Here is a 22,987-nt window from a genome sequence, read left to right as displayed (position 1 = left end):
CTTACGGTTTCGGCTGGATGAGATAACCTAGGGCGTCAAGCGCAGACCCGGATATCGTAACGGGATACTTATTGTAGTTGACGACGACTTTCGATCCCGAAGCGTACGTGGTCTCGAACACGTTGTCCGAAAGCATCCGGTGGCCGACGATTTCCTTGGAGCCGATTTCGGCAAGCCCCCGGCGGTACTCCTCGTACACGGCTTTGATTTTGTCCTGCAGCGTGGAGTACTGCATGGAGAAGTAATCGCTGTACTCGGAGTTTTTCAGCACATCGACATTTTCCGCGCTGATCGTAAATTTCGGAATGCTTCCGAGCTCGAACGCCTGCAACAAGAAGTAATCGCTTCGCTCCGAAGACATGTTCACGTTCAAGGTCGTATACTCCGTCAGTCCGTTCAGAACGAGCTGCCGGAACGGAATCGAGCTGTACATCGTCGCGTAATTGCTGCTTTCCCTAGAAATGTTCGCGGCGTAAGCGATGTACGGAATCGTATCCATGTTCGGATTGTCCAGCGCGATCGTCTTCTGCTCGGACAGCTTCTTCAGGTTTTCCTTCACGATGGAACGGCTGACGACGGGGTCGACGATTTCGCGCGGATTGTAGCTCGCGTAATACGCGGATCCCATGTCGCCCACGGAAATATTCGGGTACGCCTTGGAGCGTTCGATAAATTCGTCCACCGTATCGCTTAAGAACAAAGGGTTGAGCAAGTAGTGCTTCGTGCTGCGCGGGTCGAATCGGCCGCTCGCGTAGTTATACTTCATGAACTCGACCGGCTTCCCGTCGTACCCGTACAATGCGTTCGTCTTCGGCCAGAAGCCGCCGCTCGTGTCCGCCACCCGCATCAACTCGGCGTTCAAGAACAGCGTGCGGCTCTCTCCGTCGAAGGCGTCCCGCAACGCGTCGAACGCCTCCCCGCTCCCATTCGCTGCGGCCGGCTCCGCCTTGTTTCCGATCGTGTTGCGGAGGCCGCCGTTGAATACGCCTTTGTAATTCACGACCGTATGTACGCCTTGCAGATCGTTCATGATCGCGAGCAGCTGATCGTATTTCGTCATAGAATACGGCTCTTTGTACGGTATGCCTAGGAATCGCTTCTCCAGCGTGACGGTGCCGATGACGTCGAGAAACAGCTTCGGCGTCGCCTGGAAGGCGGGCTTGAGATCGTAGGCGTTCACCAGGTATTCCCGGTACGTCTTGGCCAAGTCGAAATAGGTAACCTTCTCGCCGAACAATTTGTATCTCACCTGATAATCGACGGGGATCAAGCCGGTGGACGCCAGAAACCGCGCCTCGTTGTCGCTGTAAGGTCCGAACACCTTCACCCGCGAATACTGCATGGAATCGAAGGTGCTGTACACTTTGTTATACAGGGTGCCCCCGGCCGAAGTGTCCTTCGTGCCGAGCTGCACCTTCACGAATGCGAGCTCCGCACCCTTCTCGATCATGCCCAGATGCCCCTGCGACGTCCCCCTCAGGTCGGTATAGTACATGGCGAATACGGGCATTGTCAGGTTTTCGGGAAATTCCGGCATCTCGTAAAGCGTATTGTAAAACGTGTTGTCGTACACCGGCCGCTCGTACTCCGGAAACTTGCCGTTGAACGTGTTGACCCGGAACAAGGCGCCGGCCCCGTCGGGCACGACGATGTATCCGTCGTCGACGCGATCCGCCGATGCGAGACCGAAGGAAGGAAGCACGGCGATGTTCTGCATCGTATAGAAATCATTGCCGGTTTCGGTCGCATAGGTCGGCACCTTGACGACGAGATCGCCGCGGTCGAGCGTCGCTTCCATCGTCACGACGAATCTGGCGGGCTGCGTAATCGTGACCGTAATGCCGAACTGTTGACTGTCCGCGACCAGCATCTCGGTCGTGTACTCGACTTCTTTGGAGAAGTTGATCAAATCTTTCACGAGCGAGAGCGGCGGCAATCCCGAAAATTTGAAAAAGTACAGACCGTTCGCTTCGTCTTTCTGATACGCGATGCCGAGCGCCTCTTCGTATTTCTTCGCCTGAGCCGGCGCGACGTCTCCTTGCGCGACTTTCTCTTCTAGCTTCTTGAGAAACAAAGTTTCATAGTTTTCGATCGATATTTTCTGCGGCATATATTCGTTGAGCCGATAGGATTCCGTCTCGGAGAAATCGAATACGATTTGGACGCCGTTTTCAATTCGATTGAGCGTATATCTGTCGTTCTGAATCGCATAATTGTAGGCGTCCCACTCGTACATGGCGCTGTCTTTGCCCAGAAACTTGATGACGATCGGCGACTTCTCCGCATCTCCGCTTTTCTCGTCCAACGCAAGGCTGTTCCACTCAACGCCGCTTGCAGGCTCCACGACCTTCAGATTTAACGTGCCGGTATCGATGTACAGCTCTTTGCCCTCGCTCTCGGCCAGAAGCACCGTCCCCGAATGCGGATCGATCTCTCCGGTCGGAGCCGCTACCCCATCCCGACTATATTCGGGAAGAGCTTGCCGTTCGATGCCGAAGTGCTTCGCGACGGAAGGAAGCAAGAGGGCCGCGGCGACGATCAGCGCCGCGAGCGCCGCGAGCAGCAGCTCCTTTTTCCCCGCGTGCCTGACCCGTTCGACCGCCGCTCCGCTGAAGCTTCTCAACATGTCGTCACCACCTTTTCGTCAGTTCCAGGAATACGGCGTATACGAAGCCGACGACTTTGCCCACCAACGTGAAGTACAACATGGACAGAAACACGATCACGATCGCGGAGCAGAAGGAAGCCGCCAGCGTCACGACGTTGACGAGCGCGGTATACTCGTGAACGACGCACAGCCCGCAAAACAACAGGAAAGCGAACCAGACCGTCCCGATGGTCATAAACGCATACAGCAGCGCCGCTTCCTCTTGGATCACGACATTGCTCAGAACGATGCCCGCGATGTCGAAGAGCAGCTTCGGGACGAGCGCATAGCTGATCACGATGTAAATATCGCCGAAGGATCCGTTGCCGTCGAACAGCGTCGCGACACTCCAGTTGCTGATCAGAAACAATAGGAAGGGAAACAGCGTCGTCACGAAAATCGTAACGCTGTTCATCGCGAACAGCGGATTGTAGTTAAGAATAAAGCCGGTGTATTGGTAATTCATGATGCCGACGACGCCGCAGATGAGCAGGACGAACGTAGCGAGCGCGAAGTTTCGTTTCCCTAGAAATTTCACATCGTAAAATCCGTCGAACGGATGGAGAAGGACGCGAAACATATATTTTCCATCTTCAACAATACCGGCCATAGGTCGCGATCCTACCTTTCCTATAGAGCATTATGGAACCATGCGTTCTCAACCGTTTTTCTTGTTGTATCTGTACTCCGAATAGAATAAGGCGCCGGCCGCGATGACGAACAGGAAGACGAACCAGCCGAAATGACGTTGGATGAACAAATTGCGGTATTCGGCGAACGCTTGCGAGTAGTACGCGCGGCTGTTGCCGAGCTTCAAATAGTACATCGCCTCTTCGAATGCGTCTTGCATCAAGAAATTTCTGCCTACGCCCGTGTAGGCGATATCGTAGTTGGCGTTCCGTTCGAGCGTGTCTTCGAACGCTTCGCCCGCCGCTTCCCATTTCCCGTTGAAATATTGCTTTTCCGCTTCCAGCGCGGCCTGCCCGAACTCCGTCGGTTGGAACACGTAGGCGCTGCCGAACTGCTTATCGGTTACGATCAGCTTGTCGCCGAACCAGGCGACGGCGGTCGGTTCCTTGACGTTGCCCTTCAAATTTCCGATGGAATTAAATACGTTCATTAAGTCCCCTTCGAAGTTGTAGAGGAACACCCTTCCCTGCGTCTTGTCCAAGAGCGCGTATACGCCGTAGTCGGACACCGCGATATCGACGAATTGGCTCTCCAGCTCCGTGACTCGGGGCAGGTCGCCGATCACCGGGAAATATCCGCCTTGCATCAGCACGTTTTCACCCTTCGAATTGAACCGGAACACCATATCCTGCGCCGACGGGTCGAACGTCGTCGCGTAAATCAGCCCCTCCGAATCGATGCTAATATTATTAAAGGAAGGCGCGAACAGCTTCTTCATCTTTTCCTTCTGCTCCTTGGACGCAACGGATTTCCAGAAGTAATCGATGAGATTGACCCTCGGCTTATTCAAACCGAAATACCTGGAGAAGGAGCCGTCGGGATGAATTTCGATGATCCCCTCGTAGCTTCCCTGGACGACGACGCTGATTTTCCCGTCTTGGTCGACGACGAGCTTCGAAGGCTTGAACTGGGTCGCTCCGATCATATGTTCCGGTCTCCCGATCGTTCGCTTGTACGCGTATGTGTTTCCGTCCAGCACGACGATTCGTTCCGCCCCGGTATCCGCGATGTACAGCTCGTCGGACTCCTCGCTGTAATACGCGCCCTCGGGATTGGCGAGCATCAGCTGTTTGCCGGTCTCCTCGCTCACCATGATTTTTCCGGTTTCGTCGCGGATCAATTTAATCGAAGCGACGAATCGCAGCTCCGCGTCGAACACGTTCACGCGGCTCTCCGTCGCATCCACGAGAAAGATTCGGTCTTCGCCGACGTACACGTCGTCGACGCTTCCCACTTTGATCTTCCCCATGCTGCCGCTGTCCAGCGCATGGACCAGCTCGAACGCCGGAAGGCTTCGCTTGGCGTTCCCCCAGGCATCGTAGGTATAGTCGCCCTCGAACGTATTGGCGGCGAATGCGCCCGCAGGCGCAAGGAGCATGCAGATCATACAGGCGAACAAAACAGCCCACTTATATCTCATCGCCGTTGGGTCTTCCTTTCCGATCGGAAATTGAACACTATTCTTTAATGCCTGTCGTCGCCATCGTCTGGATCACATTGCTTTGGGAAACGACGAAGACGACGACCGGCACGACGAGCATGATCAGCGTCACGGCCGAGGCGACCCCCGTCCGCGCCACGCCGGCGTTGACGATCTGCGACAACGCATAACTGATCGGTTTCAGCTTCTCGCTGAACAGGAAGCCCCCGCCGGTGGCTCCCCACAGGTTCTGAAAGGACAAGATGATCAAGGTGATCCAGGCCGCCTTCGAGAGAGGCATCATGACTTTCCAGAAGACCGTGAACTCGCTGGCCCCGTCGATCTTGGCCGCTTCGATCAGCGCGTCGGGCACCTGAACCATAAAGTTCAGCATCAGGAACAGCCCTAGGGTAGACCCGATCGAAGGCAAGATCACTGCCCAGTAGCTGTCGATCATATTCAGCTTCGACATGATGACATAGTTCGGAAGGGCGGTGACCGTGCCGTTAAACATGAGCGAATACACGATCAGCTTCGACATCGTTTTCGACCCGGGAAACACGTATTTCGCGAGCGGGAAAGCGGCCATGGAGCCGATGATGACCGTCCCTACCGTTCCCGCGGCGGTCAGAAACACCGTGTTGAACAAATAGCGCGACATCGGAATCCAAGAGTTTCCGATAATAATGAAGAGATCTTGGAAATTCGTCAGCGTCGGGCTCTGCACGAACAACTTCGGCGGAAAGATGAAGATTTCGTTCAGCGGCTTGAACGCGTTATTCACGATGAAGATGAGCGGCCAGACGCTGAACAATCCGAAGATTCCCAGGAAGAACGTCAGGGTGAAGTCGCCGACGATGCTTCGGTTTCTTCGCTTAAACTTCCTGGACAGGTACGCTCTCCTTATGGCTGTAGGCACGACGTTCACCTTAGACCCCCACCCTTCTCAATGCCTTCTGCACGATAATGTTCGTAAATACCATGATGAAAAACAGCAAAGTAGCGATCGCGGAGGCGTACCCCATCTCGTAACGGACGAACCCGTAATCGTGCAGATGGGTCAGAATCGTATGCCCTGCATACTCGACCGAAGGGAAGCCGGCCAGCTCGATCGAAATTTGCGAGACGGACAGCGAGCTCGTAATTTGCATGACCGCTCCGAATAACAGCTGCGGCTTCATCGACGGCAGCGTAATAAACCACAATTCTTGCCAGCGGTTTCGAATGCCGTCGATCTGGCCGGCCTCGTAGAGCGTTCTGTCCACGTTCTGCAAGCCCGCGATGAACGCCAGGAAGCTGACGCCGAGACTTAACCACAGCTGGACTAAGATCAGAATCGGAAACACGTATTCCTTCTTATCGAACCAAAGAATCGCTTCGCTCGAGAAGCCGAGCTTCAGCAGCCAGGCATTGGCGTATCCGTACATGTCGGACGAGAAAATCAATTTCCAAATGAGATAGGCGTTCCCCGAAATCGACGGCGCGTAAAACACCAGCGTCATGACCGCGCGCACCTTCGGCGTCAGCTCGTTGATCAACCACGAAAACACGAAACACATGACGTAGCTGATCGGGCCGGTAATGAGCGCGAAGAACAGCGTGTTCTTCACCGCGATCAGGAAGATGTCGTCGTTCACGATTAAGTTGATATAATTGCTGAAGCCGACGAACGTAGGCAGCTCGAGCATATCGAAGGACGTGAAGCTGATCACGATCGAAGTCAGAACGGGGATGACGGTAAACACGATGAAGATGACGGAGAACGGCAGCAGCAGCAAGTATTTCTCCTTGTGTTCCTTCCAGACATTCATACTCAATCGCCCTCGCTGTAGGATAGATGGAACTCTTTCCGTTTCTTCGTAAGCTCCTTGTCGATTTGCTTAATGTTCATATACAACGCCTCGCGCGGGTTTTTCCCGCTCGTGACGACGGAACGGAAAGCGTAATCGATGGCTCTCGGCGTCATATATCCGCCGGGCACCTCCGGGGAGCCTACGGTAAACTCGAACTGCCTGAGCAGCTGCTCCGCGTCCTTCGTCGCCCATGGCAACCGCTTCAATACATCGACGTTCGCCGTCGGGTATCTCGCGGCGGATCCCATGACGGCTTCCAGCGCATTGGCGTACTGAGCCTGCGTATCGGTTTCCAGCCACCACTGCATAAACTTCCAAGCTTCCGCTTTCCGCTGCGAAGACTGCATCATGATGCTGTCGATCGTCGTGGACACGACCGTGTTGTTCACGCCCCCGTCGGCCGTCTCGATGCCCGGCATCGGGGCGAAAGACCACAGGCCTCTAATCTCCGGCGCGAATACTTCTAATTGGTTGTAGGTCGTGTACGGCGCGATCCCCACCGGCATCGCACCGGTTCGGAATCGGTTCGGGAAATCGGCGGTCACCGGCAGTCGGTAGCTTGTAAAGAACCGCGTGACTCGGTTGAACGCGCTCATCGCGCTGTCGTCGATCAATCCGCTCTTGATGCCGTAATCGCCGCCGCCGCCTTGATACAGGTCCCCGCCATACTGGTACACAAGCGACGGATATAGCTCCTGGCCGGGCATGTAGAAATCGTAGTTGTTGGCGTGAAGAATCGAAATCAAGTGCTCGACCTCGTCCCACGTCTCCGGCGCTTGCAAACCAAGCTGATCCAGAATGTCCTTCCGGTAAAACATCATCAAGAAGGTTTCCTGCTCCGGAAGACCGAAGATCCCGTTCCGGTAAGTCACCGTTCTCCACGTACTGTCGGGAAACTTGCTGCGGATGTCCTCGAAGCCGTCCAGCTTCGACAGGTCGACCAGGGCGTTCCGCATGGCGAAGTTGACGACCGTCGCCTGCGGTACGGCCAGCGCGACGTCGGGACCGTTGCCCGCCAGCGTCGCGGGAAGAATGACGTCCTCCGGGATCAATTGCAAATCCACGGGGATATTCGAGTTCGGCGTAAAGCCTTGGTCGATCAACGTTTTGATAATTTGCGCCTGATCGCGCCCGGCCGCGATCCATACTTTAATGGCGTTCTTATCCGTTCCGTCGGACAACATCGTTTCGTCCACGAAGAAGGTCGACAGAAACCTGACCAGACCGTAATACCCTCGAACGAGCGCATTCGGCATCGCGTCCGGCAGCCGGGCGGTCGGCGAGGATAGCGTAAAGCTGTCCAATTGGAGGGGCATCTCGGAGATCGTCGTGATCCAAGTGCCCAAGGAGGAAATATTATTTTCCATGGTGCCCAGCTCGGCGATGACCTCCTCGGGCCTCGCGGCGAGACGTTCCGCCTGCACCCGCATCTTTTCGATCATCGCCGTTTTCTCGCCTTTTTCCCCCGTGATTCTCACCAATTCGTCGACGACTTTCTTCAGACGATCGCTTTCCGTTCTTAAAATTTCCGTGTAGTTCGGTATTTTTTTCGTAATTTCGTAATCGATATACCGATCCGGAACGAGTCCGGTGATCTGCACGGTCTTGCGGTACAGATCGTTCAGCGCGAACACGCTCTTCTCCACTTCCGACAGCGGCATCGCGAACTCGCCCAGGACGACCTCGAGCGAGATCGTGTTTTCCCCTTGCTTCAGGGGAATGAGAAACTCGCCGTCGTCGTTCCCCGGCACATAATGGACGAACCCGGAATGAAAATCGAACGGGATGGCCATCGCTTCTCGGAACGGAACTACCCCGTTTACCTTCAATTCCCGATAGGACATGACGCCCCGGTTCGTGTTTTGCGCCCCGCGGAACGAAATCCGGTATAATCCTTCTTCCGGTACGTGGATCCTCCAGGTCAGGAAGTCGCCCGGCGTTCTCCAGCTCGATCCGCCGATCGTATTCAGCTTGATTTTATATGGATGATAGGGGACCGTATTCGGATTGCTGTAATCGGTGGAGAGCAATATATCCACGGACGATTTCTCGATGGCGATCGTACGGTCGTCCGTTCGCTCCGCCTGATACTCCAGATTGACGCCGTCGTACACCTTGTAGATCTGTTTCCAGGCTTCGATGACATCCGCGTACGGCTTAATGTCGGGCGCCGCTCTGAGCGTGATGTCTCTGATTTCCATCGGTTCCTTCACGGATTCCAAGGTCAACGCGTGCGTCCCCGCGCTGAAGTAAAACTTGTACGGTTCCAAACTTCTTCTTCGCGAATCGCTTATGTAAACCGTCATCGACTCCGGTTTCTCCACGGCGGTCGGGCGGATTTCGTTCCCATCCTTCTCCAGCATCTTGCCGCCGTTGTCCCACACTCTATGGAAGATCAATTGATTCATTCCGTTGAACAGGCTTTGGCCGTCGATATACAGCTTTCTTTCGATTTTCGAGTTCGTCCCTGCTGCGGGCTTGTAAGTCACCGCGATCTGATAGAACCCTGCTTCCCGCACCTGAACGTTCCACGTGATCGTTCCGCTTTCGCCCGTGAGGACCGCGCCGTCGTTCGCGTCGGCCTCCATGTCGGACGACGCCTGATAGGACAATACGTCTACTTTGATCTCCGAGGAAGAAATCGCTCCATCGAACGATTGGCTTTCCAGATATTTGCTATACGTTTCTTCGTAATATTCCTCGCGATCCGCGGACGCGGCCGCCGTCTCCGCATGTACGCCGCCTGCTCCGATCGCGGATATGAACATGACGAAAGCAAACATTGTCAGAACGGAGCAAACCAACATTCTCTTCATCATGTACATACCCCTAAACCCTCCATTAATAACTGCGAGGTGCTATGAATCGCTTCATAGCACCCACAGCTTGTAACGATGTACGGTACGAAACCTTCTTATTCGACGGCAACCGGAATCGTCAAGCTCGCTTGGTTTCCGGCGAAATCCGTAACGGTCAGCGTGACGTCGTAAGTGCCTGGCGTGGTCACGTCCAGACTTCCGATATCCGCGGTAATCTTGCTCTTCAAGTCGAATCCGTCCTTGTCGACCGCCTGTTCGACGAAATCGTTCGCCCAGTTGATCGCCGAAGCGTCTTCATCCACCTTGACCGCTCGATACTCCGCCTTCGCGGCAATCGTCGGCGCCGTCGCGTTGTTCGGATCGTATACGATGACGGCATGGGAGGCTTTGCCCTCGTTGCCGGCCGCATCCTTCACGGCGAGCGCCAAGCCGCCGTCGTATTTGCCGACGCTGTCGAACTTGACGGCGGACGTATCCACCGCGACGTTCGCGAACGGAATCTCTCCGTCGATGCCGTCCTGCGCCTTCACGAACGTATCCCATTGGACGGTTGCCGGGTCCGTGCCTGCGGCTACCGCGATCGGTACGCCGGTCGTCGAGAAGCTCGGCGGCATATTGTCTTTGGATACGCCGGAGCTGATCGTCTGTTCGATCGAGCTCATGGAGTCGACGATGACGTTCTTCTGCGCATCGATGGCGCCGGCGTACTTCGGCGATCCGTTCAGACCGTAAAGCGAGTTCCCTAGAATGGTGTCGGTCCACATGCCGCCCCACGGCATGATCGTCGCATACTCGTTCGGGCTGCTGCCCGAGATGCCGATGAACGCTTCCATCACCGCGTCGCCGAATTGCTCGTTCGTGACGTCGAAGCCATAGTTGATCGCCGTATTTTTCGCTTGCTTCTCGAAGAAATCCAGCGCCTTATCGCTGTTGGCCAATGTCTTGTACACAGTAGACCAATAGACCTTGTATGCTTTCAGCGCAAGCTCCGTCTTTTCTTTGGATAAACCTTTCAAGACAGCCATCTGGTTGCCCGGGAAGATCACTTGCTCAACCTTCGGATCGTCGGCCGCAAGGTCGTCCGGTCTCGGGAACGGCACGACGCCCATCGATTCCCCGCGCGCCGCAAGAGACTGACCTGCGCCGTTGGAAAGCCAAGGGACCATGTTCGTGAAGACGGTTTCGCCGTTGCCGAAGTCGCTTCCGTTCCACGTCCACCCCGGAACGGAGGTGTCTTCGCCGTAACGGACGGACATCATAAGGTTCTTCGACATCAGCTTGTCGATATATTCGACCGCTTTCTTCGCCTCGGGAGCGTCGGCCGTCAGCCCGTTGGCACCGTACACCGCTCCGCCGTTCGCGTGAATCGCTTGAAGCGCCGTATAACGATAGTCCGTTTGGAACGCCTTGATCGGCACGTCCGTACGGACCGGCGACATCTTGTTCGCGTAATATTCGTTGACCTTCGTCAGGTAGTCCTCGAACGCGGACCACGTCCATTTCCCTTGCTTCCACAGATCGTGAGGATACACCGTTCGGCCGTTTTCTTTCAGCGCATCGACCTTATCGAGGTACGAGACGTTGTAGACGAGCGGCCATGCGTTCACGAAATCCAGAATATAATTCAGGAAGTACTTGCCGCCGAACATCTCGTCGCCCAACATCCACGCGCTGTCTTCGTCGCTGAAGATCTCTTCGTATTCATCGAGCGGTTGGAAGATGTTTTGCCCGAGCAGCGTACCTTGCGACCCGCCCCACAGCAAGGCGATATCGACGATCGGCGCGTTCGCGAGAACCGACTTCAGGAGCGCTTCTCGGACGTCGCTCGGGTATTGTACCCATTGAATTTCGACGTTCAGCTCGTTCAGAACGGCTTCTTGCGCTTTTTGTCTCGCTAGCAGCTGCTCCGGCGGCATGCCCGGCTCGCCGGTGACGGGATCCTTCCAATTCGGGTCGTCTCCCGCCTGCCAGTGGGTGCCGAACACGATGACGGTCGGTTCTCCCGCCGCCCCCGCGCCGGTCGTCTGCGCAGCTCCTTCGCTCTCTGTCGCTTGCGTCTCTTGGTTTTCTTCGTCGGTTGCGGCGGTCTCGCTGCCGCTCGATTTTTCGCAGCCGATCACGAAGGTGACGCTTAAAGCAAGTACGATGAATGCTGCAAACAACCTTTTCCACTTCAGTGTGCTAGTCATTCTGATCCTCCCTTAGTTTTTGATATGTATACAGCCCCTGGCCTTACAGGAAGCTGAACGTACCTCCTCGAATCACGAACGTCGTAACCGACTCCGGCGGCAGTTCATAGTTCTCCAGTCGGTTCACCTCCTTCACCAAGGCAAGATCGGATTTCTCCGACGTCTCGTAGATTTCCGTTTTGCCGCCCTTTAGGTTTTCGAATGCGATCGGCTTCGCTCGTTTCGTCGCGTTGACGGCCACGATCACGGTTTCGTCTCGTTTCGGGCTGGCATATGCGGAGACGAGCACATCGTCGGCTTCGCTTGCCGCTTCGATCCGGCGATAGCCCGGCTTGATGAATTTGGAATAATTGCCGAAGCTCCACATCCGCTTGGCGGCTCCGAACTTTCGGGTTTCCGGGTCTACGTATACGAGGGCATCCCGGTAATCCCCTTTGGCGACCGCCAGCCATTGTTCCCAAGTAGACACCGATAAGATGGTCATATCCTCGTGGATCGTTCTCGCCAGCACAAGGGCGGCTTCCATGCTTGCGGCGTTGCCGTTCAGCATCTCGCACCATTCGGTCTGGTGCAGCGGGAGCAAGTCGTCGAATTGCGAAAAATATTCCGCCGCGATCTCCTTATCCTTCGCGCTCGACCAATACGAATGAACCGCATAAGCGTCAATGGCTTTCGAGAGTACGTCGTCGCTCATGATCCTCTTGTACATCGTGAGGGTGTATTCAGGATCGTTCCATGCGCCGGACTCGGCGATAAGCAGCTTTACGGGAAGCTTTCTTTTCTCGAGCTCCAGCGCTACTTTTCGAGACAGGCTGATCACTTGCTCCGGCTCGTAATGGCAGCCTTCCTGCCCGCTCTTCCATTCCCACTGCGGTTCGTTGATCGGACTTAGGTACTTGACCGGCAATCCTTCCTTCACGAACAACTCCGTAATATCCACGAGATACTTGGCGAACGCTTCTTCGTTCTCCGGCGGAAGGTTCGACTTTCCGTTCGGTTCTCCCGAGGTGTACCCCGACACCGTAAGCCTCGCCGGAGGGCTGTTGGCGAACAGCACGACGTCCGCGCCGCGCTTCGCCGCCTCTCTCATGGCATGGACCGCGTTCTTATCCCTGTTCAGGTCGTATACCCCTGGCGACACTTCGAGCGTCTCCGTCGTACGCCAAGGATCGCTCGCGATCGTCGGCTTGCCGGCCCCGATGTTGTATCGGTAAATATCGAGCCCGATCCCTTCCTGGTCGTCATACAACAAATCCATGATGTCGTCGAGGTTATCCCATCCGCCGACGTCTTGCGCCCACCAGGCGCCGGATGCCCCGAACCCGTCGATCTGTTGATGTACGTTGTCGTAATCCAACCTAATGTTTTCGCCCACGACTTGACTCCCTTCGCCGCTCTCTCCGGAATCGAATTTCGAGTTCGGGGTCGCCGCAAGGAAAGAGATTGCGGCGGTACACGCCGCCAAACCGACGATGCCTAGAGAAATAGCGGATCGTTTCCTCGAATATCTCACCCGGACGCCCCTTCCCAATGATGAAACCTATTTCATGTAATGGGTTACATAAAGCGCTTACATGAATTGACTTTACGATCCGCTCCCGGAAGCGTCCATTCGCGTTTTTCTCCGTCATTGCATTATTCCGTCTCGCCGTCTTACACAGGGATGAACGATAAGTCTTCTAGCCGGGAAGGCGTCTCACCATCCAGCGCCTCAAGCAGAACGGCCAACCGGGTCGCCTCGGCTCGCTCTTCCCGGAACCATGGACCCGGCAGATAGAACGATTCCTGATTCCCGCCCGTGAACGCGGGGCGCGCGCGGCTGCCTTGCAGCCATAAGCGGCCTACCAGATGACCGTTGAACCAAACCGACAATTTGAGATTCGCGCCCTTGGCTCGAACTCTCCACCCTTTCCCTCCGTTCGAATCTCCGATCTCGCCTAGCAGCCAGGCCGTCTCGCCCGCGTTCATGTCGATCGGAAGCTCCGTCCGCGCTTCGCCTCGAGCCGACCGAGCATTCGCCCAAAGCTGTCCCTCTCCGCAGGAGGAAATGCGCCACGCTTTGGCGGATACGCCTTCGTAGAGCGTCGCTTTGCCGGCCGACAAACCCGGATATCTCTCTACGAACACCGTGAGCTGCACCGACTCCCCCGGACGAACGAACGGACTGATGTCCACGTATGGATTCGAAGGGGCGGCTTCTCCCGCCTCTTCCCCGTTCACGAATACGCGGGCGAGCGCTTGCAGGTCTTCGAAGCGAAGCGTCCATGAATCCGCCCGACTCGCCGCCTGGAATTCGTTGCGATAATACTCGAGCGCCGGCCGGCGCTCCGATAACCAACCCCCGAACCCTACGACCGGCCATAGCGCGTCGTCCGCCGTCGGACTCGCTAGATCGTCTCGGACCGTTCGATCGGTTACGGATGTTACCCGCCAGTTTCGAGATAGGTCGGTGACTCCGATGACCGACACGAGTCCCGTCAACCCTTTCATCGCGTGCAGCCTGAGGGACGGGAGCCGAATATCGTCGAAATTGCTATGACCCCAGATTTCGACTCTTGCCGATATTTTTTCTCCCGCCTCGCTCGCCCCGATCGGAACGTATCGGCTCGCCCCGCCCGGTACGACCGTCGCTACATATTCCTTCCCTCGATACAAGGAGATGACGTCGCTTCCGTTCTGTACGAGAATTCCTTGAGGCGCCGCTTCGGGCGTCGGATCGAATGTCGTCTCGTACCAAGCGAACCCCCGGTAAATCCCGAAAGTTTCCAGGTAGTCCGCCTTGGAGGCCGTTACGACATCGCCGCCTGTCGGCGGTTCGTAGGCCGGTACGGGGGAGAGCGACCACGGGATCGATAGCTCGACGGCTTCCTTCGGATACTCGATGCGCTCTGCGAATCGGATCGCGCCGTCTTCGGCGAGCTCCTCCATCAGAAGCGCTTTCGCGCGATCCATGCCGACGATCTCGAGCGCTCGCCCTTCCGGCAGCTGAAGCTTGCAGAATGCGAGCTCGCCCGAGGCGAACGACAGCGTGATCGTTCCGCCGTCTTGGGTTACGGACGTATTCGCCGCGTCCAGCAACGTCGCTCCGTCGATTCGAAGACCGATCTCCCCTTCGCCTTCCGTATGGAACGCGAGCAAAATGTTCGAGTCGGTGCGCCGGCAGTGGAAGAGTTCGGCCGTTGCGTACAGGAGCGTGCCTTGGGCGCCCCAAGTTCGAAGCGGAACGCCGAACGGCAGCGCCAGGGAACGCCAACGGTTCATGATGAGCTTCGTTCTCCGCGGTACCCGAATGCCGTTCGCTTCGAACGACACCTCCGCCGCCGCCTCCCCGATATGGGAGACGAATCCGAGATAGCCTCCGTCCCGGAGCTTCAACGCATGACAGCCTGCGATCGCATCCTTCGGCGACGCGACGGACCGGACGGCGTCCTTCGCCGCAGGTTCGGCCTCCGCTAACGATGTGCCGTACGCCGTTATGATTCTGGCCAGCAGCTTACCCTCGTACGCTTCCGGGCGGATATGCCCTTCGGGGGAAATCATTCCGCCGAAATCGTAATCCGAGGTGAGGAACGCGAGCGGCTTCCCCCAGTTATTGGTCGCGTTCGTAAAACCGAAATCCGTACCGGACGCTTGCAGGTACGGCCCCAGCAGCTTCCCTCCGCAAGACAACAACCTTCTAAGCAAGAAGTGGGAACGATTCGTCTCCGTCACGAGCAACGGGAGCCCCATGCCTTCAAGCAGCTTCCGGTAACGGGACACCTTATCCTCGAACGCGGGGTCGCGATCGTTCGGGTAAAAATTGCACGTCGGCACGACGCCGTCCGCGAGACCCGAAGCTTCTACCAATCCGCCCTGCCCTGCGCAAGCGATCAGCGGCACCGCGATGCCGTGACGATGCGCCATATCCCGCAAAGCGGAGATATACCCGTTCGGATCGGCGCATCCATAGAAGTCTAATTCATTGTCGAGCTGCACGCAGACGATCGTGCCGTCCGCGCCGGCCTGGAACGTTCGCAACACGGGGAGCACTCGATCGAACCACTTCGACGTTGCGTTCAAGAATGCAGGGTTGTTGTCTCTTAGTTTCATGCCATCGATCGGATAGAGGTACGCCGGGATGCCTCCGCCGTCCCATTCCGAGCAAATATAGGGTCCGGGTCTGGCGACGACCCACAAGCCGACCTCCTTCGCCGTTCGCAAGAAAGCCGCAATGTCTTTCTCGCCGTCGAAGTCCCAGACTCCTTCTTGCGGCTCATGGTAGTTCCAAGGGAAGTACACGTCGATGCAGTTATAGCCGTACGACTTCAACTGCATCATTCGCTCGCGCCAGAGCGCCCTCGGAATCCGGAAGTAAAACAGCGACGCGCAAAGCAAGATTTCCGATTTCCCGTGAATGCGAAACGCGTTCGAAGCCAAACGTACGGGCGACAAGGCCGAAGCGGTCGATTCCATGCGATCCCCCTCCGTGTTGTGGAACCCGTTACATGTAACGGGTTTCATTCTGTGGCAAAAAAAAGAACGAGTGAAATGCAATCGCAAACCTTCGTCAAATGTAAGGGGTTTCATCGTCGTTAGGCATATTCTAAACCCCGTTTTCGGAATCTGTCAATATGCTCGTTGGGTATTTTTTCATATCGCGGTCATCGCTCGTATCCTCTCCCCCGCGCCTCGCTCGTATGTTACGATGGATATTGAATGTTCGAGTGACATCCTGCTGGCAAATGGGGGAGAGCATGAGGCCCGATACTCCGTTCGGCATTTACGGTTTCCGTTTCCACGAAGTCCCCCGACAACCGTTATGCGGCTTGTATGCGGTGGGACATGAATCGATCGACGATCCCTCTTACCATTGGGACGGTCAGGCGCGCACGGACGGACCTCTTTTGCTGTTTCAATATACGGTGCAAGGCGAAGGGCTGTTCGAAAACGGAACTGCCGCCTACCGAATCCACGACGGACGGGCGTTCCTAGCTGAAATCCCCGGCGACCACCGATACTATCATCCCGGCAACGGCGTACCGTGGGAGTTTTATTTCGTGTTGGTCCGCCCCGCGATGATCGCGCCGCTGTGGGAGGATATTGTCTCCTTGCTCGGCCCCGCGCCTTTCCTCGAAGCGGGAAGCGCTCCGGTTCAGGCGCTGAAGGAGTTGTTCCTTGCGGCTCATCGCGGTAAAATTACGGACCCTTATATCGCCTCTTCTTACGTCTATCGATTCGCGATGGAACTGCGACGCGCTTCGTCGGCGAGCGGCCAACCCCGAACGCAGCGGCCGGCGCTCGTACAAGACGCCGTTCGGTTTCTGGATGAGTCCTTCCACCGCATGGTCGGACAGGAGGAGCTCGCCGCGCGTCTCGGGGTATCCAAGTTTCACTTCTTGCGCATGTTTACGCGTCATGTCGGCCTCACCCCTAACGACTACGTCAACCGAAGGCGAATCGAGAAGTCTGTGGAGCTGCTGCGCACGACCGATTGGAGCGTCGATCGAATCGCATCCGAGGTCGGTTATTCCACGGGAAGCTATTATATCAAGGTGTTTAAGAAGCTTACCGGCCAAACCCCCGGCGAATTTCGCATCGCCGACAATCGTTTGCCATTCAGCAAGCTCTTTTTCGATTAACGGGAGACGGCAGCAATTTTGTGCTACGATCGCTCATTATTGTTGTGGAAAACAAGCCTGGAAATCTCCTATGATGGTTACATGGAACAGCAATTTTATCGTGCTTGAAGCAAGCGGGAAGGCACCATGCGTCTTCAACGCCGTCAGGAGGATTCGGATGTTATCGCTTGATGAGAATGATTTCGGTTATCTTTTGGTCCATTTTATCGGGGAACAGCCGGACGGAGAGCAGGTGTATTTCTCCTACAGCGAAGACGGCTTGCATTGGAAGGACTTGAACGCTGGCCTGCCGGTGCTGCGGTCGGAGCTGGGGGAGAGAGGCGTGCGGGATCCGTTCCTCGTCCGCTCGCCCAAGGAAGCCAAGTTTTATCTGATCGCCACGGATCTCCGCATCGCGAACGGCAAGGGCTGGGGCGCCGCCGTCGAGGCGGGAAGCCGCGACATCGTCGTATGGGAATCCGCCGACCTGGTGCATTGGTCTTCGCCCTGGGCCGTCACGGTCGGCGTACCGGGAGCCGGCTGCGTCTGGGCGCCGGAAGCGGTATACGACGAAGCGTCCGGCGACTTCTTGGTGTTCTGGGCTTCCTCGACGCGGGAGCCGCACGAACAAGAGCGGAAACATAAAATTTATAGCGCGCGCACGAAGGATTTCCGCAGCTTTACAGCGCCGGAGAAATATATCGAACGGGACAACCATATTATCGACACGACGATCATCGCTCATAACGGCGCTTACTACCGCTTCTCCAAGGATGAAACGACGAAAACGATCCGGGTCGAAAAAGGCGCCTCGCTGGCAAAAGATGCGTTCGCCCCTCTGCGCGTTCCGGCGTTGGAGCAATTGTTCGGCGTGGAAGGACCGCAAATTTACAAGCTTAACGGGCGCGAGGAATGGTGCCTCATCGTGGATCGGTTCGCGGAAGGCAAAGGTTATTTGCCCTTGCTCACCTCCGACCTTGACGGCGGCGAATTCCGAATGCTGCCGGACGAGGCCTTCGACTTAGGTCGAACGAAGAAACGACACGGCGGCGTCCTGCCGATCACGGCGGAGGAATGCGGCCGCCTCCTGGCGGCGTTCGGCGACGGTCATCAGGCGCTTCCCGGGCAATTCGCCGACCCGGATCTCGCGAAGTTCGGCGACCGCTACTACCTGTATCCCACGACGGACGGCTTCGAGGGCTGGTCGGGCACGCGATTCCGAGCGTTCTCTTCGGCGGACCTCCGCCATTGGAAGGACGAGGGCGTGATCTTGGATCTTGCGTCCGACGATGTGCCATGGGCCGTCGGCAGCGCATGGGCTCCGGCGATCGCCGCCAAAGACGGGAAGTACTTCTACTATTTCTGCGGCAAGCAGCCGAACGGCGAAAGCGCCATCGGCGTTGCGATCGCCGAGCGACCGGCGGGTCCGTTCCGCGCGATGCCGAAGCCGCTCATTACGATGGATCAGACGAGACGTCTCGGAATCGCCATGGGTCAGACCATCGATCCGTCCGTCTTTTTCGAGGAGGACGGCACGGCTTATTTGCTGTTCGGCAACGGACACGCCGCCATCGTACAGCTTGCCGAGGATATGTTGTGCGTTAAGGAAGAGACTATGAAAAACCTTGCCGGCCTGCACGACTTCCGAGAAGCGGTCGCCGTTCTGAAGCGCGGCGGTCTGTATCACTTCACTTGGTCCTGCGACGATACCGGCAGCGAGAATTATCACGTGAACTACGGCACAGCGGAACATCTATACGGTCCGGTCACGTACCTATACCCGATCCTTACGAAATGCGAGGAAAAGGATATGCTCGGTACCGGTCATCATTCGATTCTCCGCGAACCCGGCGCCGATACGTATTGGATCGCTTATCACCGATTCGTCACGCCGCTGACCCGGTTCCCGGAAGGTAAAGGCTATCACCGCGAAATTTGCGTGGACCCTCTCGCCTTCGGCGAGGACGGACTGTTGCAGCCGGTACGGCTGTAACTGTGTATACACGCAAGAAGCCTGTCGACCTACTCGGTCAACAGGCTTCTTCCATGTTACAACACTTCCTCCAGCTGCCTTCGGCTGTGCGAGTCGAGCGACCGCCAGTCGGTAATCTCGCAGCGCTTGCCGCCCAGATCGGTCAGCACGACCCGACCGTCGCCGGGATACTGCAGGTGCTCGTGAAGATTTCGCATCGCCATCCGGGTCGGCCCTAGATGCGTCTGCAGCTCCCATAACCAGAGATCGGACTTGAATTTCACGCTGTCGACGCGCGTCACCTTCGGCAGGAAGTACCGAAGCTGAAGCTCCTTCGTCAGCTCGGCGACGCTCTCCTCGTTCAACTCCGCGATATCGCGCACGATGCCGAGCTCCTCTCCCTTGGCATCGCGTACCGAAATATACTCCGTTGCGTACCGGAACGGGAACGCCCGGTAGACGACAAGCTCGTCAAACGGCTTGCCGTCAACGACGCCTTGGAGCACCCCGCCCTTGCCGCGGCTGAAATACGTGTCGTTCGGCCCTAAGATTCGGATGTCGAAGCTTTCCGCCATCAGCCCTCTACCCCCTTGATTTTGGACAGCTCCTTCTGCGCGTCGACCAGCTTGCGATAGACGCCGTTCTCCTTCTCGAGAAGCTGCTCGTGCGTACCGACCTCGACGATCTTCCCGCGTTCCAATACGACCAGACGGTCCGCGTTGCGGAGCGTGGACAGCCGATGCGCGATCGCGAACGTCGTTCTCCCTCGCACCAGCCTAGATATCGCCTCCTGAATTTGCCGCTCCGTCTCCGTGTCGACGGAAGCGGTCGCCTCGTCGAGAATCAGAATGCGCGGATCGTGGATAATGGCTCGAGCGATCGCCACGCGCTGCTTCTCGCCCCCGGACAGCTTATGTCCTCGCTCTCCGACGCGCGTGTCGTAGCCGTCGGGCAGCCTGACGATGAAATCATGCGCATTGGCGATCTTGGCCGCCCGCATAATATCCTCCGGCGTCGCGTCGGACTTGGAATAAGCGATATTGTCCGCGATCGAGCCGTCGAACAGGAACGTCTCCTGCAGGACGACGCCGATTTGCCTTCTGAGATCGGACTGGCCGATGCTGCGGATCGGGACGCCGTCGATGCGAATGTCCCCCTCGTCCGTGTCGTAAAATCTGCATATGAGATTAATGAAGGTCGACTTGCCGGCCCCCGAATGACCGACCAGACCGATCATCTCTCCGGCCTTTACCTGCAGATCGATATCTTTTAAAACCGGGTGGTGTTTCTCGTACCCGTAGGTCACATTTTCGAAGACGACATCGCCCTTAATCACGCCGAGCGGCATCGGCTCGCGCACGTCGGGCACTTCCGCCGGGGTATCCATAATTTCGAACACCCGATGCGCGGCGGCCATCGCATTGCTGGCCCAGTTGATCATCTGGCTGACCCATTGCAGCGGACCGAACAGCATGCCGAGATACGCGACAAGCGCCATCAGCACCCCCAGCTGCATCTCGCCGGCCAACACCTTGTTGCCCCCGCTGTACCAGATCAGGAGCGTACCGACGCCCGCGATCAGGTTGAACGCCGGAAACATGAATTGCCAAAGCCCTTCCATCCGGATGTTGTACCGAACGACATCGACGTTGGCGTCGGCATAACGGGACATCTCCTCCCTCTCCCGACCGAACGCCTTGACCACGCGAATGCCCTGCAGCGAATCGCCGACCAGCGTGTTGAGCCGGAAGATCGACCGCCATTGCTGATACCAGCGGCGCCCGATCTTCGGCCAGATCGTCATCGACACCGCCACCATGACCGGCATCGGCAGCAGCGCGAACAGGGACAGCTTCCAATCCAACGTGAACATAATGATGAAAATGGCGACGATCCGCATCGACTCGCCGCAGACGAAGACGACGCCGTCCGTCATGAATTGGCGCATCGATTCCGCATCGTTGTTGACGCGCCCGATGAACTGCGACGTCTGCCGGCGGTCGAAGAAGCCTAGCGACAGTCGCATCAGCGCCCCGTAAACGTCCTTGCGCAGATCGCCCATCAGCTTGGAGCCGACCCATACGCCGATGAAGCCTCTCACCGTCTGCATCGCGCTCATCAGCAGCATCGTAAGACCCAACCCGGAAATGACGAGAAGCAGGGTAGAACCCGGGCTGTTCGCCTGCAGCACATCGTCGATCATGATCTTCGTCAGATACGGCGGCACCAGTTCCACCAACGTCGTCCCTACCAGCATACAAGCCGCTAAGGCCAATTGGAGTTTGTATGGCTTGGCGTAACGCAGCATTCGGCCGGCGACCTTGCCGTTGTTCAAGCATTGATGGCACACCTGCGTGCCTTCGCCGAGCGGATTGCCGCAAGTCGGGCAATACCGCGGGAAGTCGCGCTCCGAGGCGACCGGCAGCTCCTCCTTCTTCGCGAGCGCTCCCAGCAGCTTCGCGGCGAAAGTGAAGACCGACGTCAGGGCGGCCGTGTAGCGGGCGATCACGACCGGGCCGTCTTCCGTGTCGGCGAGCAGCGTACCGCCGCCGATTCCGCCGACGGCTCTCGCGTCCTTCAGCTCCGCGATCGGCAATCGCATCGTTGCCGGACCTTCCTCCGGCCAGATCGCGATGTCGCTGCGGGTAACGGCGATCCACTGCAAGCCGAATCGTCCGTCGTGCAGAAGGTCCGTCTTGGCGCTGAACAGCGGTTCGCCTGTGAGTTGCTTCCGGAGATGCTCCGGTAGTTGATCCTGGATCGACACAGGTATCCCCCCAATCTGTTGAGCGTTTCTATCATTTGGCAATTTGGTATTTTGTTCCACAACAAAGAAAGTATAGCGCTTACTTTCCTCTGTGACAACCTATCATTTTATTGATAAATTGGGGAGCCGTTGCAGCCCTATTTCGCCTTCGCAAGAAGCCGCATATGCTTCCTAAATAAATAAAGCCCTTGTTTGTCAAGGACTTGTTCGGGGTAATGATTCCTATGTTGTATACGGGAGCAGTCGCGCACAACTGGAGTTTCCGTACCGCACCGTTTACTATGGGGATGTGAGGTACCATTTTTCAATCCGTGGAGGTTAGGACGTTGAAGAACCATCGCGAAGCCGCCGTCAATACGGCGACGATCCCAGTTCCCAAGCTGGAGGAAGATTGTTACGATTGGTGGAAGCGGCATGAAGACGTGCTTCGGAAGCAGGTAGAGATAAACCCCGAAATCGTCCTGATCGGTGATTCGATTACTCATTTCTGGGGAGGCGAACCTCGGACGGAAAGCATCCTAGGCGCTCCCGAAGCGTGGAACTCGGTATTCTCGTCCTATCGGGTGCTCAATATGGGCTTCGGTTGGGATCGGACCCAAAATGTGCTTTGGCGGCTTGATCATGGGGAGATGAACGGTCTTCAGCCAAGGACGGTTGTGATTCTGATTGGGACCAACAATACAAGCGAGACAGCGAACGCCCGGGCGAATCGACCGGAGGAAGTTGCGGAAGGCTTGCGTGCGATTTGCGACCGAGTCGAAGCTTTAGCGCCCCAAGCGAATATCATTATCATGGCTGTATTCCCCCGCGAGCAACACCCGGATCACCCGCGCCGTAAGCGAATTGCCGAGATGAATGCCCTTTACGCCGAGTTGGCCGCGGAACGTCGGTATGCGTTCGTGGATATAGGCCCGCAGCTCCTTGAGTCCGACGGAACGTTGTCCGAACAGACGGCACCTGATTTTTGTCATTTGACAGAACGCGGGTACCGCTGCTGGGCCAACGCATTGCGTCCGCTCCTGCGCCGGTGAAC

Annotated in this window: 14 protein-coding genes; 3 read left to right on the top strand and 11 right to left on the bottom strand. The window is 56.8% G+C overall.

What is annotated here, in order from left to right:
* Position 1: 1 nt before the first annotated feature.
* The 9 genes from RIN49_RS23170 to RIN49_RS23130 form a co-directional block, all read right to left on the bottom strand.
* Positions 2–2,626 carry a DUF5696 domain-containing protein gene (locus RIN49_RS23170; protein ID WP_309122523.1) on the bottom strand — a complete coding sequence of 875 codons (2,625 nt, stop codon included), beginning with the start codon at positions 2,624–2,626 and terminating at the stop codon, positions 2–4.
* A gap of 4 nt (positions 2,627–2,630) precedes the next feature.
* Positions 2,631–3,227 (bottom strand): YIP1 family protein, encoded by a 597-nt coding sequence (locus RIN49_RS23165; protein ID WP_309122522.1) that lies wholly within the window; start codon positions 3,225–3,227, stop codon positions 2,631–2,633.
* 78 nt (positions 3,228–3,305) lie between these two features.
* Positions 3,306–4,757 (bottom strand): NHL repeat-containing protein, encoded by a 1,452-nt coding sequence (locus tag RIN49_RS23160; protein WP_309122521.1) that lies wholly within the window; start codon positions 4,755–4,757, stop codon positions 3,306–3,308.
* Positions 4,758–4,794: 37 nt separating this feature from the next.
* A complete protein-coding gene (locus RIN49_RS23155; RefSeq protein ID WP_309122520.1) occupies positions 4,795–5,685 on the bottom strand; it encodes a carbohydrate ABC transporter permease in 891 nt (296 codons plus the stop codon).
* A gap of 1 nt (position 5,686) precedes the next feature.
* Positions 5,687–6,568, bottom strand: a complete 882-nt coding sequence (locus RIN49_RS23150; protein ID WP_309122519.1) for a carbohydrate ABC transporter permease — start codon at positions 6,566–6,568, stop codon at positions 5,687–5,689.
* A 2-nt stretch (positions 6,569–6,570) separates the two neighbouring features.
* Positions 6,571–9,429 (bottom strand): extracellular solute-binding protein, encoded by a 2,859-nt coding sequence (locus RIN49_RS23145; protein ID WP_309122518.1) that lies wholly within the window; start codon positions 9,427–9,429, stop codon positions 6,571–6,573.
* Positions 9,430–9,524: 95 nt separating this feature from the next.
* Positions 9,525–11,618, bottom strand: a complete 2,094-nt coding sequence (locus RIN49_RS23140; protein WP_309122517.1) for an immunoglobulin-like domain-containing protein — start codon at positions 11,616–11,618, stop codon at positions 9,525–9,527.
* Between the two features lie 43 nt (positions 11,619–11,661).
* Positions 11,662–12,993 carry a glycoside hydrolase family 30 protein gene (locus RIN49_RS23135; protein WP_309122516.1) on the bottom strand — a complete coding sequence of 444 codons (1,332 nt, stop codon included), beginning with the start codon at positions 12,991–12,993 and terminating at the stop codon, positions 11,662–11,664.
* A gap of 278 nt (positions 12,994–13,271) precedes the next feature.
* Entirely contained in the window at positions 13,272–16,070 is a 2,799-nt protein-coding gene (locus tag RIN49_RS23130; RefSeq protein WP_309122515.1) for a beta-galactosidase, read from the bottom strand.
* 362 nt (positions 16,071–16,432) lie between these two features.
* Here RIN49_RS23130 and RIN49_RS23125 point away from each other — a divergent pair, with 362 nt between their 5' ends.
* The gene (locus RIN49_RS23125) at positions 16,433–17,236 is read left to right on the top strand and encodes a helix-turn-helix transcriptional regulator (RefSeq protein ID WP_309122514.1); all 804 of its coding nucleotides are present in this window, start codon (positions 16,433–16,435) and stop codon (positions 17,234–17,236) included.
* 157 nt (positions 17,237–17,393) lie between these two features.
* Positions 17,394–19,208: a glycoside hydrolase family 43 protein gene (locus tag RIN49_RS23120; protein ID WP_309122513.1), complete on the top strand. Its 1,815-nt coding sequence runs from the start codon at positions 17,394–17,396 to the stop codon at positions 19,206–19,208.
* Between the two features lie 56 nt (positions 19,209–19,264).
* Here the strand turns inward: RIN49_RS23120 and RIN49_RS23115 are convergent, their stop codons facing one another.
* Positions 19,265–19,762 carry a DUF1854 domain-containing protein gene (locus RIN49_RS23115; RefSeq protein WP_309122512.1) on the bottom strand — a complete coding sequence of 166 codons (498 nt, stop codon included), beginning with the start codon at positions 19,760–19,762 and terminating at the stop codon, positions 19,265–19,267.
* Complete coding sequence (locus tag RIN49_RS23110; RefSeq protein ID WP_309122511.1) at positions 19,762–21,954, bottom strand: ABC transporter ATP-binding protein; 2,193 nt, start codon at positions 21,952–21,954, stop codon at positions 19,762–19,764. Before RIN49_RS23110 ends, RIN49_RS23115 begins: the two co-directional genes overlap by 1 nt.
* Positions 21,955–22,280: 326 nt before the next feature.
* Here RIN49_RS23110 and RIN49_RS23105 point away from each other — a divergent pair, with 326 nt between their 5' ends.
* A complete protein-coding gene (locus RIN49_RS23105; RefSeq protein WP_309122510.1) occupies positions 22,281–22,985 on the top strand; it encodes a GDSL-type esterase/lipase family protein in 705 nt (234 codons plus the stop codon).
* Positions 22,986–22,987: the final 2 nt, after the last annotated feature.

The organism is Paenibacillus sp. (genome assembly GCF_031177825.1).
In the GTDB taxonomy this organism is placed as follows: Bacteria; Bacillota; Bacilli; order Paenibacillales; family YIM-B00363; genus Paenibacillus_AE.
The sequence above is the reverse complement of the archived record's forward strand: the minus strand, read 5'-3'. Positions and strand labels throughout refer to the sequence as shown.